This window comes from Streptococcus parasanguinis, from assembly GCF_015557775.1.
Lineage (GTDB): Bacteria > Bacillota > Bacilli > Lactobacillales > Streptococcaceae > Streptococcus > Streptococcus parasanguinis_AA.
Genome location: NZ_JADNOY010000001.1, coordinates 382,744 through 395,948 on the forward strand (window position 1 = coordinate 382,744; position 13,205 = coordinate 395,948).

The 13,205-nt window shown below is 40.9% G+C and carries 15 protein-coding genes; all 15 read left to right on the forward strand.

The window, feature by feature from the left end; all coding sequences use genetic code 11:
• Nucleotides 1-108 precede the first annotated feature (108 nt).
• The 15 genes from aroA (at nucleotide 109) to I2F76_RS02100 (ending at nucleotide 13,170) form a co-directional block, all read left to right on the forward strand.
• Nucleotides 109-1,392, forward strand: a complete 1,284-nt coding sequence (gene aroA / locus I2F76_RS02025) for a 3-phosphoshikimate 1-carboxyvinyltransferase (RefSeq protein WP_195487126.1) — start codon at nucleotides 109-111, stop codon at nucleotides 1,390-1,392.
• Complete coding sequence (locus I2F76_RS02030; RefSeq protein ID WP_195487127.1) at nucleotides 1,385-1,870, forward strand: shikimate kinase; 486 nt, start codon at nucleotides 1,385-1,387, stop codon at nucleotides 1,868-1,870. The genes aroA and I2F76_RS02030 overlap by 8 nt, the downstream gene beginning before the upstream one ends.
• The gene (pheA, locus tag I2F76_RS02035) at nucleotides 1,861-2,715 is read left to right on the forward strand and encodes a prephenate dehydratase (protein WP_195487128.1); all 855 of its coding nucleotides are present in this window, start codon (nucleotides 1,861-1,863) and stop codon (nucleotides 2,713-2,715) included. Before I2F76_RS02030 ends, pheA begins: the two co-directional genes overlap by 10 nt.
• Nucleotides 2,712-4,025: an LCP family protein gene (locus tag I2F76_RS02040; RefSeq protein ID WP_070586103.1), complete on the forward strand. Its 1,314-nt coding sequence runs from the start codon at nucleotides 2,712-2,714 to the stop codon at nucleotides 4,023-4,025. The genes pheA and I2F76_RS02040 overlap by 4 nt, the downstream gene beginning before the upstream one ends.
• 62 nt (nucleotides 4,026-4,087) lie before the next feature.
• Nucleotides 4,088-5,446 (forward strand): 23S rRNA (uracil(1939)-C(5))-methyltransferase RlmD, encoded by a 1,359-nt coding sequence (rlmD, locus tag I2F76_RS02045; protein WP_195487129.1) that lies wholly within the window; start codon nucleotides 4,088-4,090, stop codon nucleotides 5,444-5,446.
• 497 nt (nucleotides 5,447-5,943) lie between these two features.
• Nucleotides 5,944-6,435: a nucleotidyltransferase gene (locus tag I2F76_RS02050; RefSeq protein WP_070845563.1), complete on the forward strand. Its 492-nt coding sequence runs from the start codon at nucleotides 5,944-5,946 to the stop codon at nucleotides 6,433-6,435.
• Between the two features lie 281 nt (nucleotides 6,436-6,716).
• Nucleotides 6,717-7,037 (forward strand): TfoX/Sxy family protein, encoded by a 321-nt coding sequence (locus tag I2F76_RS02060; RefSeq protein WP_070845560.1) that lies wholly within the window; start codon nucleotides 6,717-6,719, stop codon nucleotides 7,035-7,037.
• 305 nt (nucleotides 7,038-7,342) lie between these two features.
• The gene (locus I2F76_RS02065; protein ID WP_195487130.1) at nucleotides 7,343-8,386 is read left to right on the forward strand and encodes a DMT family transporter; all 1,044 of its coding nucleotides are present in this window, start codon (nucleotides 7,343-7,345) and stop codon (nucleotides 8,384-8,386) included.
• A gap of 176 nt (nucleotides 8,387-8,562) precedes the next feature.
• Nucleotides 8,563-9,171 (forward strand): Type 1 glutamine amidotransferase-like domain-containing protein, encoded by a 609-nt coding sequence (locus I2F76_RS02070; RefSeq protein WP_195487131.1) that lies wholly within the window; start codon nucleotides 8,563-8,565, stop codon nucleotides 9,169-9,171.
• A gap of 106 nt (nucleotides 9,172-9,277) precedes the next feature.
• Nucleotides 9,278-10,156, forward strand: a complete 879-nt coding sequence (locus tag I2F76_RS02075) for an aminoglycoside phosphotransferase family protein (RefSeq protein WP_195487132.1) — start codon at nucleotides 9,278-9,280, stop codon at nucleotides 10,154-10,156.
• Between the two features lie 131 nt (nucleotides 10,157-10,287).
• Nucleotides 10,288-11,064 carry an alpha/beta fold hydrolase gene (locus tag I2F76_RS02080; RefSeq protein WP_195487133.1) on the forward strand — a complete coding sequence of 259 codons (777 nt, stop codon included), beginning with the start codon at nucleotides 10,288-10,290 and terminating at the stop codon, nucleotides 11,062-11,064.
• Between the two features lie 32 nt (nucleotides 11,065-11,096).
• Nucleotides 11,097-11,834, forward strand: coding sequence for a DUF4336 domain-containing protein (locus tag I2F76_RS02085; RefSeq protein WP_195423088.1), 738 nt, complete (start codon nucleotides 11,097-11,099; stop codon nucleotides 11,832-11,834).
• A 259-nt stretch (nucleotides 11,835-12,093) separates the two neighbouring features.
• The gene (locus I2F76_RS02090; protein WP_195423090.1) at nucleotides 12,094-12,387 is read left to right on the forward strand and encodes an antitoxin; all 294 of its coding nucleotides are present in this window, start codon (nucleotides 12,094-12,096) and stop codon (nucleotides 12,385-12,387) included.
• Nucleotides 12,380-12,718, forward strand: coding sequence for a type II toxin-antitoxin system RelE/ParE family toxin (locus I2F76_RS02095; RefSeq protein WP_195327072.1), 339 nt, complete (start codon nucleotides 12,380-12,382; stop codon nucleotides 12,716-12,718). Before I2F76_RS02090 ends, I2F76_RS02095 begins: the two co-directional genes overlap by 8 nt.
• A gap of 14 nt (nucleotides 12,719-12,732) precedes the next feature.
• The gene (locus I2F76_RS02100; protein WP_195487134.1) at nucleotides 12,733-13,170 is read left to right on the forward strand and encodes a hypothetical protein; all 438 of its coding nucleotides are present in this window, start codon (nucleotides 12,733-12,735) and stop codon (nucleotides 13,168-13,170) included.
• Nucleotides 13,171-13,205: the final 35 nt, after the last annotated feature.

Sequence of the window (13,205 nt, forward strand, 5' to 3'; positions counted from 1 at the left end):
TCAAAAAATGCTTGGAAACATTCGTTTTTTGTTCCAAATTTTTGATCAAAAATTGAATTCATGTCCTATTTATGATAGAATATGTGGAAAAGCACTCTGGAGATGGCAATGAAATTAAGAACCAATAGCAAGGGTCTAAAGGGAACCATTCGTGTCCCTGGTGACAAATCCATCAGTCACCGATCCATTATTTTTGGAAGTCTTGCAAAGGGCGAAACCAAGGTTTATGATATCTTGCGAGGCGAAGATGTGCTTTCTACCATCCAGGTGTTTCGAGATTTAGGAGTCTCCATCCAAGATGACGGGGATGTGATTCGGATTCAAGGAGTAGGCTTTCAAGGTCTTCAAACTCCGACCGCTCCCCTTGATATGGGCAATTCAGGAACTTCTATTCGTTTGATCTCCGGTGTCTTAGCAGGTCAGGATTTTGCTGTGACCATGGTTGGAGACGACAGCCTATCCAAACGTCCCATGGATCGTGTCGCGATTCCACTGCGTCAGATGGGAGTAGAGATTGCTGGCCAGGGAGAGTGCGATTGCCCGCCTTTGCATGAAAAAGGGACCCATCAGCTTCAAGCCATTCATTACCGTTTGCCAGTGGCATCGGCTCAAGTCAAGTCTGCTCTCATTTTTGCCGCTCTACAGGCTGAAGGTGAATCGACGATTATCGAGAAGGAAAAGACGCGTGACCATACAGAGGATATGATTCGCCAATTTGGTGGGGAGATCCAGGTGGATGGAAAAACTATCCACATCCAGGGTGGACAAGAGTTCAAAGGTCAAACAGTCATTGTTCCTGGAGATATTTCCAGTGCGGCCTTTTGGTTAGTGGCTGGACTCATCCTTCCAGATAGTGTGATCAAGATTGAAAATGTTGGCATCAACCAAACGCGGACAGGGATTCTTGATGTGATTCAAGAAATGGGGGGAGATCTCACCATGGAGGATCGCGATGAAAAAGCGGTCTCTGCAAGTCTCACTGTCAAGACCTCGTCCTTAAAAGGGATTCGGATTGATGGGGAGTTGATTCCACGCTTGATTGATGAATTGCCGATTATTGCCTTACTAGCGACACAAGCAACTGGTCAGACCGTGATTGCGGATGCTGAGGAGCTTCGTATGAAAGAAACGGACCGCATCCAGGTCGTGGCAGATAGCCTCAATGCTATGGGAGCCAATGTCGTGCCAACGGAAGACGGCATGATCATCACTGGACCGACTCCCCTACATGGAGCAGACTTAGAGACCTTTGGAGATCACCGGATTGGGATGATGGTTGCCATTGCTGCCTTATTGGTGAGAGATGGAAATGTGGTGTTGGATCGGGCAGAGGCCATCAACACCAGTTACCCTAGTTTTTTTGAAGATTTGGAGACCTTACTGCATGGCTAAAATTTTACTTGGTTTTATGGGAACAGGTAAAACGACCGTTGGTCGCATTCTTGATCCAAAGTTCCATGATATGGATGAATTAATTGTTGAAGAGATCGGCATGTCGATCAATGATTATTTCGCAGTGGAAGGAGAAGCTGCCTTTCGCCGCCACGAGGCTGAAATGTTAGAGCGTTTATTGGAAAATGAAGCGGCCATCATTTCTCCTGGAGGCGGGATTGTCGTCAACCCTCATAACCGTGCCCTCTTGGAAAAAAATCCTCACAACATTTATCTGCGGGTAGATTTTGAAACCTTGTACAGCCGCATTCAAAATGACAAAGCCATGCAACGTCCCCTCTTTTTAAACAACACCAAAGAAGAATTCAAGAAGATTTTTGATGGTCGTTTGCCTTTGTATGAGGATATTGCTACCCATATTGTGGATGTCGAGGACAAAACACCTGAAGAAATTGCGGAGATCATTCGATGCTTGTAGGCTATCTTGGTCCCAAGGGATCCTTTACTCATGATGTGGCCACTCATAGTTTTCCAACTTCTGAACGCATCGCCTATCGGACGATCACAGATGTCATCAAGGCTTATGAGAATCAAGAGATCGATTTTGCAGTCGTCCCAGTTGAAAACTCGATTGAAGGCAGTGTCCATGAGACCATTGATTACCTCTTTCATCAAGGAACGATTCAGGCCGTTGCAGAAGTGGTCTATCCCATCAAGCAACAGCTCTTGGTGGCTAAAAAAGATCGCCCCATTCGAACGGTCTATTCGCATCCACAGGCCTTGGCCCAAGGGAAGGCTTTTCTAAGGGCCCATTATCCAGATGTGGCTATGGAAATGACGGCTTCAACAGCCTATGCAGCCCGCTATGTAGCAGAACATCCAGAATTGGAGATTGCAGCTATTGCCCCTCTGGCAGCAGCCAGTGAGTACGATTTGGAAGTCCAGGCCAAAGACATCCAAGAAATCGAGGACAACTACACGCGGTTTTGGATTTTAGGGGCAAAAGAGCCCTTGATTTCAGAAACTTTGAATCTTTCGAGTCAAAAGATTAGCTTGGCTTTAACCTTGCCAAGTAATCTGGCAGGAGCCCTCTATAAGGGTTTGTCCACCTTTGCTTGGCGGGGAATCAATTTAACCAAGATTGAAAGTCGTCCCCTAAAAACAGCTTTAGGAGAATACTTTTTCATTATTGACCTCCTAAACGAAGCGCCTGATCTTCTGCAATTTGCCTATCAAGAATTAGATAGTTTGGGCATTCAGACAAAAGTCTTGGGTCAGTATCAGGTCTATACCTTAAAAGATAACGGAATGGAGAAAAGATGAGTAACGAATCCAACTTTCTATCTCACCATGAGCGAAAGCGATTAGAGTACTTATACTCAAATTTTCATTATTTGAATGAACGAGAACAACTAGAATACAATTACCTGCTCAAGAAGAGCCAAGGAGCTTATGAGGAAGCAGAAGCCCTTCAACCGGAGGTAGACACTACAGAAGAAGTGCAAGGTGAGATTGCTGAACCGATTGGGGCTCTCCCTGTTTACCAATCGCGTAGCAAAAAGTCTAAGAAGAAAGCAGTTGCTGCGACGAGCGATATACCTAAGAAACCACGGAAAAAGATCCGCGTCAAACGGATTCTCAAGTGGATTGCTCTCTTTTTCTTGCTCATTATCGGTGGTATGGTCTTCATGTTTGTGAAAGGCCTGAACAGCAAGCCGACAGGTCCAGATGCCAAACCGGCTGTCGTTGAGAAATTTAACGGCAAGAAGTCGCGAGATGGGGTCAATATCCTGATTTTGGGGACAGATGGTCGGATCGGTGAGAAATCGGATGAGACCCGGACAGACTCCATCATGGTGGTCAATGTCAATAACAAAGAAGGCAAGATCAAGATGGTCAGCTTCATGCGGGATACATTGGTCCATATCGATGGTGTCAGCCAGCAAAATATTCCTGAATATGATGGCTACTACGACCAGAAGCTTAATGCAGCCTTCACTATCGGGGAGCAAAATAACAACCAAGGGGCTGAATTGGTGCGTCAGATGCTCAAAGATAACTTTGACATTGACATCCAATATTACGCCATGGTCGATTTCAAGACCTTTGCGACAGCGATCGATACCCTCTTCCCAAATGGGGTCGAGATGAATGCGCAGTTTTCAACGGTTGATGGCGAAAAGGTCAGTGAAGTAGAAGTTCCAGACGATTTGAACATGAAAGACGGTGTCGTTCCGCAACAAACCATCAAGGTTGGAAAGCAACGGATGGATGGCCGGACCCTTCTCAATTACTCGCGTTTCCGTAAGGATGATGAAGGGGATTTTGGCCGGACTCGTCGCCAGCAAGAGGTCATGTCTGCCATTATGCACCAGATCAAGGATCCAACCAAACTCTTTACGGGATCAGAAGCCCTCGGGAAAGTCTTTGCTATGACATCTACCAATGTACCTTTCTCCTTCCTATTGACCAATGGACTTGGCCTAGTCGGTAGTGCTGGAAAAGGAATTGAACGAGTGACCATCCCAGAAAATGGGGATTGGGTCGATGCCTACGATATGTATGGTGGCCAAGGCTTGCTCGTCGATTTCGATGCTTATAAAAAGAAATTGTACCAAATGGGACTGAGATGATATAATAAGGGGATAGGAGTTTTGGACTCCACCCCTTTTAATTTGTAGAAAGATAGAACACCATGTTAAAGAAAAATGAAATTGTAACCGTTGAGATTGTCGATTTGACACACGAAGGAGCAGGAGTGGCTAAGGTCGATGGCCTGGTCTTTTTTGTGGAGAATGCCCTGCCAGGAGAAATCATCCGCATGCGCGTGCTTAAAGTCAACAAAAAGATTGGCTACGGAAAAGTAGAGGAGTACTTAGAAAAATCCCCCCATCGTAATGAAAAGCTGGATCTTGCCTATTTACGAAGCGGAATCGCCGACTTGGGCCACCTGGCTTATCCCGAGCAACTGAAATTCAAGGCCAAGCAGGTCAAGGATAGCCTCTACAAGATGGCGGGAATCACTGATATGGAAGTGCCCCTGACCTTGGGAATGGACCATCCTGTCCAATACCGCAACAAGGCCCAAGTCCCTGTTCGTCGTGTCAATGGTCAGGTCGAGACAGGCTTCTTTCGGAAGAACTCTCATGATTTGATGCCGATCGAAGATTTCTACATCCAAGATCCCGTCATTGACCAAGTAGTCTTAGCGCTTCGTGATTTGATTCGTCGGTTTGACCTCAAGCCTTATGATGAGAAGGAACAATCTGGCTTGATTCGCAATCTCGTCGTTCGCCGAGGTCATCATTCAGGTCAAATCATGGTCATTTTGATCACCACTCGTCCCAAGATTTTCCGTGTTGACCAGTTGATCGAGCAGCTGATCATGCAATTCCCAGCTATCAAATCCGTCATGCAAAATATTAATGACCAGAATACCAATGCCATTTTTGGGAAAGAATGGCGTACGCTTTATGGTCAAGACTATATTACCGATCAAATGTTGGGAAATAGCTTCCAAATCTCTGGACCAGCCTTTTACCAGGTCAATACCGAAATGGCAGAGAAGCTCTATCAAACAGCTATTGACTTTGCGGACTTAAGAGAAGATGATGTGGTGATTGATGCCTACTCAGGAATCGGAACTATTGGCTTATCAGTTGCCAAGCATGTCAAGGAAGTCTATGGAGTTGAGGTCATCCCAGAAGCAGTGGAGAATAGCCAGAAGAACGCAGAATTGAACGGTATCACCAATGCCCACTATGTCTGTGAGACAGCTGAAAATGCCATGAAGAATTGGCTCAAGGAAGGAATCCAACCAACAGCTATCCTAGTCGACCCACCACGTAAAGGCTTAACCGAAAGCTTTATCAAAGCAAGCGCTCAAACAGGAGCTGACCGTATCGCCTATATCTCCTGTAACGTAGCCACCATGGCGCGTGATATCAAACTCTATCAAGAATTGGGCTACGAATTGAAGAAAGTCCAGCCGGTGGATCTTTTTCCTCAGACGCATCACGTCGAGTGTGTAAGCTTGTTGGTAAAATGCAGATAATCCTCAAAAGGTTCCCCGAACCTTTTGAGTCCACAAACACATCACGTCGAATGTGTAAGCTTGTTGGTAAAATGCAGATAATCCTCAAAAGGTTCACTGAACCTTTTGAGTCCACAAACGCATCATGTTGAGGCGGTATCACTGCTTGTACGAGCTGAGGCATCAGCGAAGTAGAAGGAGATGTTCCGCCCATGCGATAGTACTCGTAGAATGAGGAGGGAAACCGACGCGATGATACGGTAAGTCCGAACCGTTGAATGTGTAAGTTTGTTAGTGAAATGTGGATAATCGTTCAAAAATCAGAAGGACTAGAGATATATATGCTGGAATTATATTAAAATCCTTCTTATTAAAGATCTAGTCGCATTTGGGTCCTTAAAAGAAGGAAAAGAATTTGTATCCAAAATAACTGGATATACTCTAGAAAATGAAGATGATTATGTTCAAGGTAATAAAGTAGAAATAACGAACATTTAGATGAAAGGTTTAGAGTAAACATGAGTCTCTTATTTGAAGAATTTAAAACCATTTGTTTCCATTTAAACCGAGTCGGAATTACACCGACACTGATGGGGTCTTTGGGATTGGAGTTTAGAACGAAAGAAAATTGGGGGCCGTCTGACATTGACATTCATGTGCCTGGTGACCCTAGAGGTTGGGAAGCACCTGATCATCTCAGAATTTATGATTGGGACAAGATAATGAAAGTAATGAAAGACTTAGGCTACGTCTTAATAGATATTCATGAGCATGAATTCCAAAAGGATCGAGTGAGTGTTGAATTTGGAAGTATCGATTCCTTACCTGATTTTGCAGGAGTTTCGGAATCGGACATAGAGCTTATTCACATTGAAGGCATCACTTTTCGTCTTCCAAGTCTGGAGCAGTATCTAAGTATTTACAAAGCTTCTTCTCAAGACTCCTATCGAAATGATCACAATAACAATAAGGATTTTAAGAAGATCGAGTGGCTGGAAAGACATTTATAAATTATCATTTGAAAAGTAGTAAGTTGTAAGACTGGCTGCTATGTTATTTTTATCTTCATTTTTATTGGTCATTTAATTTATACTATATTGGCTAGTAATAGAATTAGTAATAAAAAGCAGGTGGAAAAACTGTAAAAGAGCCACAGGTACTTTTCTGGGGTGGATATCACGCATATTTTTCGTACTTAGATGGATATTATTGGGAAGTTTCTTGGGGACCCAATTTTCAATTTGATGAAAATGGACTATTGAAATTTTAGTAATTAAGGGAGATAGCAAAAATGGCTTCAAGTAAAGAATATTTAGATTTCATTTTAGAACAATTGTCCGAGTTGGAAGAAATATCATATAGAGCAATGATGGGTGAGTATATAATTTATTATCGAGGGAAAATCATGGGTGGAATTTATGATGATAGATTTTTAGTGAAGCCTGTCAAATCTGCAATAGCGTATATGCCGAATGTAGAATACGAATTGCCTTATGAAGGTGCAAAGGAAATGCTATTGGTAGATGATGTTGACAACAAAGAATATTTAACCGGCTTATTTAATTCAATGTATGATGAGTTACCTGCACCAAAACCAAAGAAAAAGAAATAATAAAATCTCAGTTTATCTAGGTAATACCATTTAACGATAATCTTATGCTATCGTTAAAAAGTATGTGAATATGTTCTCGATGACTGCGCATGTCGAGTGTATAAGTTTGTTAATAAAACGCAGTTAAACATCTCGCTTTGACATTTCAAGCTGAGAGGCTTCAAAGCTCCACTGGAGCTTTGAACTCCCCAAACCTTTTGAGTTCTAAGAGAAATACCTGTTTGGATGGAGTGATACTTTGGTTTGGATCTGGGCTGTGATATAGATGTCATGACCAGAAATAATGAAATAGAGGAGTAAAATTGATGGAGCAAAATAAGCTCAAAGCAATTATGTTTGCCTTTCTGGCAGCTGTTTTTTATGCCATAAATGTACCGATATCAAAGGTTCTTTTGCAGCATGTGGGCCCGACTACAATGGCAGCATTGCTGTATCTCGGTGCCGGGATTGGTATTGGGATGATGTCACTTTTTAATAAGAAGGATAGAGAGAAAGCTGAGAGCCTGACAAAAGCAGATCTTCCCTATATTGTCGGAATGATTGTTCTCGATATTGCTGCACCGATTTTTCTGATGCTTGGAATCAGCTATGGTTCCTCAGCTAATGCCTCGCTTCTCGGGAATTTTGAAATTGTGGCGACGACGGTCATTGCACTGATTCTCTTTAAAGAAGCTGTAACCAAAAGATTATGGGTAGCTATTGGGCTAATCACCCTGTCAAGCATCTTGCTGTCGTTTGAAGGAACAGACAGCTTTCATTTCTCTTATGGTTCTTTGCTGGTGATCATGGCTACCGTTTGCTGGGGACTTGAAAATAACTGCACTAGAGAACTATCATCAAAGAGCACTTATCAAATTGTGATGCTAAAAGGCCTATGCTCTGGTCTTGGAGCCCTGGTCATTGCCCTGATAAAAAGAGAGTCCTTTCCAGGATTTGGCTTTATCGCCATTGCCTTGGCTTTAGGTTTTGTAGCCTACGGACTCAGCATTTTCATGTATGTGAGAGCCCAGAATGTTCTCGGAGCAGCTAAAACTAGTGCCTATTATGCTGTCAATCCCTTGATCGGGGCTCTCCTTGCTTTTGTATTTTTAAGTGAATCCTTATCCTGGATGTATGTGATCGCCTTGATCGTGATGGTCATTGGTTCTGCTTTAGTGGTAGTCGATACGTTTATTCGCCAACATGACCATGAACACCAGCATACATTCACTCATAGCCATGGCGGAAGTACCCACACGCATACGGTAAGGCATTCGCATGTCCACAAGCATTATCTAACAGAAGAGAAGCACAGACATCGTCATTCTATCGAGGAGCTAGAGTGTCTAGCAGAGGAAAAAGATAGGTAAAAGCAAATAGAAGATAGGCTATTACGAGAGGCTGATATGAAATCAGAATGAGCTGCCTTTGTTCTGAAATTCGGTAGATGCGAAGAGTTTCTGAGAGCTATCGGTAAAACTTGTATGGACAGATTAAAAGTTGGAGTACCATCTTTGCCTCGTTTTTGAGAAAGGACAAAGAAAAAATGGAAGCACAAATTTTTTTGATGGGTGGAAATCCGCCGATAAAGAATCATAAGATTGTTAATAAAATTGTGTCATCAAGGAAGATCGAAAGAATTGTCATTTTTACAGTTTATCGAGAAAATTGGGAACCGTATATGAAAAAGTACACGGAAGTTTTCCGAAGCCATTTTTCTAACCTAAACACTGATTACTTACTCTTGGACACTGAGCAGATTGATTTTGATAGCTATCTAGATGCTGATGTCATCATCATCGGTGGTGGAAATACGGAAAAGTATCTAGCTACTTATGTCAATCAGGAGTTCAAAAATTATATCGTTCATATGCTGAATAAAGGGGCGAAAGTTATGGGATTTTCTGCAGGAGCCCTATTATTAGGAGAAAAAGTCTATGTTTCACCTAATGATCATTCAGATCATCATATAAAGATAAAAAATGGATTAGGACTCTTTAGTCAGTTTTTAATTAGTGTCCATTATGATTCCTGGAATGATAAAGCTAATAAGGATAGAGCTGAAGAACTCGTTCATGTTCCCATAATTCCACTAAATGATCATTCATGTCTTGTATTGGATAAACTTGGAAACATTATTGAGAAAATTGACTAGTTTTCATTATCTAAATCTTGATCTAGGTAACTAAAGTGTAGACAAACTGGATGGGTTACTAGTGAAAACTGCAAGAAGTGTTGGAAAGTGAATCGGAGAGTGCGTGATGAATTTTAGTAGTAAGATAGCCATAAATAAAGGCTGGTCAGATGATAAAAAATATTGTGTGACAGATCAAAATCAGCAAAAATATTTCTTGCGTGTTTCTGATAAGGAGAAGTTAGATTCTAAAAAATTTGAATTTGATATGATGGAGAAAGTGGCTTCTCTTGGAATTCCGATGTGTAAGCCAATTAGCATAGAACTCTGCGATGACGAAGTACATTCTTTACACGAATGGATAGACGGGAAAGATGCTCGAGAAACCATTTTAACTGTTTCGAAAGAACAACAATATACTTATGGAGTAGAAGCAGGAAGTATACTTCGAAAAATTCATTCACTTCCTGTTACAGAAGTTCGTGAAGATTGGGAGGTCTTTTATAATCGAAAAATTGATGACAAAATCTCCAAATACAAAGAATGTCCCGTTCAATATAAAAATGGTCAGATCTTTATTGATTTTTTAAATGCAAATCGTGAATTGTTAAAAGATAGACCTCAGGTTTTCCAACATGGAGATTATCACATCGGGAATTTCATGATTGGTGAAGATCATAAAATTTATGTCATTGATTTTGATCGCTTTGACGTCGGGGATCCTTGGGAGGAATTCAATCGTATTGTATGGTCTGCTCAAGTCTCTTCCTCTTTTGCGTCTGGTATGATAGATGGATATTTTGATCATAAGGTTCCGGATTTATTTTGGAAGCTTCTCGCTATCTATATTCTAAATAACATAGTTGGTGCTCTGTCATGGGCTGTACCTTACGGAGCTGAAGAAATATCAGTAATGCAACAACAAGCTAAGGAAATTTTAGAATGGTATGATGATATGAATCAAATCATTCCTAGTTGGTACTTGAACAAGAAGAAGACTGAATAATGTAAACGTTGGAATATCATTTTTGGAAAATATGACACGATTATTTGCCCAAATTTAAACACATCTGACTATCTTTAATATGGGTGATTTTAATCAATACAAGTTAAACTGGTATAGTAAGGAGTTTAAATATGAAATTCCATGAATTTGGTGATAAGAATTTGTCTCCTATCTTACTGATACATGGCGGTGGCAGTTCTTGGTGGAATTATCTTCGTCAAGCACGGATCTTGTCAGAAGAATACCGTGTTATTCTACCCACGCTGAATGGCCACGGTGAAGAATATCCACTCGATTATGTTTCTACGGAAGATTCTGCTTTGGAGATCCTAAACTATGTCAAAGCAAACTGTGGTGGAAAGGTGTTTGCGATCGGTGGCGTTTCACTTGGTGGTCAAATTGCCATGGAGCTTTTGACATTAGACAGCGAGATAGCTGAGAAGGCCGTCATAGATGGAAGCCTCTGTATTCCTCAACCAAGGCTAGCTAAAGTCAGCATCTTTCTAGTAGCTCTATTTGGTAAATTGATGTTCAGTAAATTCTCTTGCAAACTTCAATTAAGCATGATGGACAAACTCTATCCTAAACTGGCTTATCCAGAGGAAATAAAAGCATATTATTTGGAGGATCTCCCAAGGACGCCTATCAAAACATTGGTGACCATTTACAAAACCTATATGGGGCGTTACAAGCTCAAGGACACAATTTCTGCTAGCAAGGCGCAGGTTCTGTATATCTACGGTGAAAAAGAATTGAACTGTGTGAAAGCATCAGCGAAATTATTTCATCAGCTACATCCCAACACGATCCTGTATGAAGCAAAGGGCTATAACCATGGCTATTTATCAGCTTACCTGCCTCAAGAGTGGATTGATTTGGTGGTACCATTTTTGGAGAATAACGATTGATTATACTTTATTAATTTAGAAAGCAGAGTTTCATGGAAGTCAAAAAATATAGTCCGCTCAATTCCTTAAAAAAGATAGCAGATAACCTCTGGATTGTAGATGGGGAAGAAGTACTGATGAATTTCAAACTCTTCAAAGTGCCTTTTTCAACTAGAATGACAGTTATCCGTCTGCAGAATGGTGGTCTTTGGGTGCATTCGCCGATTAAGCCTAGTGATAATTTACTTTTTGAAATCAAGCAATTAGGTGAGGTAAAACACCTTATTGCACCCAATGTCTTACATTATAGTTATATAAATGAGTGGCACGAACTATTTCCGGAAGCAGAAGTATGGCTAGCTAGTGGTGTTCAAAAGCGTGCCGGAAAATCGGGAATGAATTTATATTATGGTCATGAACTAGAGAAAGCCAATTGGAACGAGGAAATTTGTTTTACAACATTTGAGGGAAGTTTTTACGTGAAAGAGGTTGTTTTTTTCCATACTGAAAGTTCAACTCTAATTTTAACGGATCTTATTGAAAACATAGAAACAGAAAATTTATCGATTTTTGAAAAGCTACTGTTAAAAATAGGTGATAATCACTATCCAAATGGTAAAACACCAAGAGATTTAAGAATGACTTTTTTATTTGGTAAAAAACAAGCATTGAAGAGTTATCATAAAATAAAGAAATGGGAACCTAAGAATATTATTATTTCTCATGGACCGTGTATCATTGGACAAACAAAAGAGATGTTAAACCAAGCGTTCTCTTGGCTAGAGAAATAGGAATTTACTATAAAGAATTTAATAAAATATATCTAATATAATTGACTAAAATTACTTGGAGTTGTTAAATTAAGATGTGGAATCTACTTAAATTGTTGATTCTAATAGGTATCAGATGACCCCCGAGAAAGAATATAGATTAACTCTCGGTATCCCTCAATTAGATTTAGTGAAAGAAGAATCCATTTTTTACTTGATTCCCCTCTCTATCTTATGGTAGTATGTATATACAAATTGTATGTACAAAGGAGAGGTAGAAATGGCAAACACGAAAGCAGTGAATTTTCGAGCAGATGCGATGTTTTACCAGAAAACAAAAGAGGTGCTTGCGGATCAAAAAATTTCTGTGTCAGATGTCCTAAATGCAGCACTTCGAAAAATTGCCAACGGGACTGTGGATCCAGAAGATTTTGTTTCGAGTGATTTGCAGAACACGCAGTATCAAGTGGCCTTTGAGGATTTGAAGAAGGAGATTTTAGTGGGGCACCAGGAAATCGCTCAAGGAAAAGTTACTTCTGTAGCCGATGTGAGAAAGGAATTTGGTCTTGACTAAGTTGAAACGTTATCAGGTCTTTCTTTCAGATCGTGCTAAGCAGGGCTTGCGTGACATTCACGACTATATTCTTGTGAATTTTTATAGCCAGCAAGCTGCAGACGGCAAAGTTGATTTGCTATTAAGTGCTCTTGAGACCCTAGAACTGTTTCCAGAAGCCTGTCCTCTGGTATCAAGCCGGGGCTATGGTGAGATGACGAATGATGGAAAACCCTATCGTTATATGCCAATAGAGAACTATCTCGCATTTTATTATATGGAGAAGCATAGGGTGTATGTTGCTCGTATCCTCAGTGCAAAGCAGGATTTGGTCAAGATTTTTTATAAGTAGATTGAGGAACCTCCATGTTAAAATCAAATAAGCTAATCATTTTTTTAATTTCTCTACCCTTTCTGATGGTCCTTGTTTTCTATTCTCTTAGTGAGCATCCTGGATATAGTGATGATGGGAATTTCGTCAGAAATCATGAGACTGCTATTAAGCGTGAGATCATCGCAAACTTAGCTCGGGAAAAGCAGGGCATAGAATCTGTGACCTTATTGCCAAATACTGCTAGGGGCGAGTATGATAATGGTGGTGATGTGAGTGGACATTACCATATCTATTTTACAGCCTACGTCAATCATAATCGCGAGCGAACGATAAGCGTAGAACTATTCTTCCCAGATGCCAGCATCCCCCCTTTCACCTTGTTTCCTCCTAACCCTTATAAAGACAAGGGCAAAAAGATGTCCAATTGGGTGATGGGGAATATTGAAGTATCGGAAGAAACCTCTAGATAGTATATAAAAGAAATCACAACGATAGCTACAGAAGT

Excerpts from the sequence above, each read along its gene's own strand:
- rlmD (WP_195487129.1), top strand. The coding sequence starts at position 4,088 with ATGTTAAAGAAAAATGAAATTGTAACCGTTGAGATTGTCGATTTGACA.
- I2F76_RS02075 (WP_195487132.1), top strand. The coding sequence starts at position 9,278 with ATGAATTTTAGTAGTAAGATAGCCATAAATAAAGGCTGGTCAGATGAT.
- I2F76_RS02090 (WP_195423090.1), top strand. The coding sequence starts at position 12,094 with ATGGCAAACACGAAAGCAGTGAATTTTCGAGCAGATGCGATGTTTTAC.
- I2F76_RS02040 (WP_070586103.1), top strand. The coding sequence starts at position 2,712 with ATGAGTAACGAATCCAACTTTCTATCTCACCATGAGCGAAAGCGATTA.
- I2F76_RS02085 (WP_195423088.1), top strand. The coding sequence starts at position 11,097 with ATGGAAGTCAAAAAATATAGTCCGCTCAATTCCTTAAAAAAGATAGCA.
- aroA (WP_195487126.1), top strand. The coding sequence starts at position 109 with ATGAAATTAAGAACCAATAGCAAGGGTCTAAAGGGAACCATTCGTGTC.
- I2F76_RS02065 (WP_195487130.1), top strand. The coding sequence starts at position 7,343 with ATGGAGCAAAATAAGCTCAAAGCAATTATGTTTGCCTTTCTGGCAGCT.
- I2F76_RS02070 (WP_195487131.1), top strand. The coding sequence starts at position 8,563 with ATGGAAGCACAAATTTTTTTGATGGGTGGAAATCCGCCGATAAAGAAT.
- I2F76_RS02080 (WP_195487133.1), top strand. The coding sequence starts at position 10,288 with ATGAAATTCCATGAATTTGGTGATAAGAATTTGTCTCCTATCTTACTG.
- I2F76_RS02100 (WP_195487134.1), top strand. The coding sequence starts at position 12,733 with ATGTTAAAATCAAATAAGCTAATCATTTTTTTAATTTCTCTACCCTTT.
- I2F76_RS02030 (WP_195487127.1), top strand. The coding sequence starts at position 1,385 with ATGGCTAAAATTTTACTTGGTTTTATGGGAACAGGTAAAACGACCGTT.
- I2F76_RS02060 (WP_070845560.1), top strand. The coding sequence starts at position 6,717 with ATGGCTTCAAGTAAAGAATATTTAGATTTCATTTTAGAACAATTGTCC.
- pheA (WP_195487128.1), top strand. The coding sequence starts at position 1,861 with ATGCTTGTAGGCTATCTTGGTCCCAAGGGATCCTTTACTCATGATGTG.
- I2F76_RS02050 (WP_070845563.1), top strand. The coding sequence starts at position 5,944 with ATGAGTCTCTTATTTGAAGAATTTAAAACCATTTGTTTCCATTTAAAC.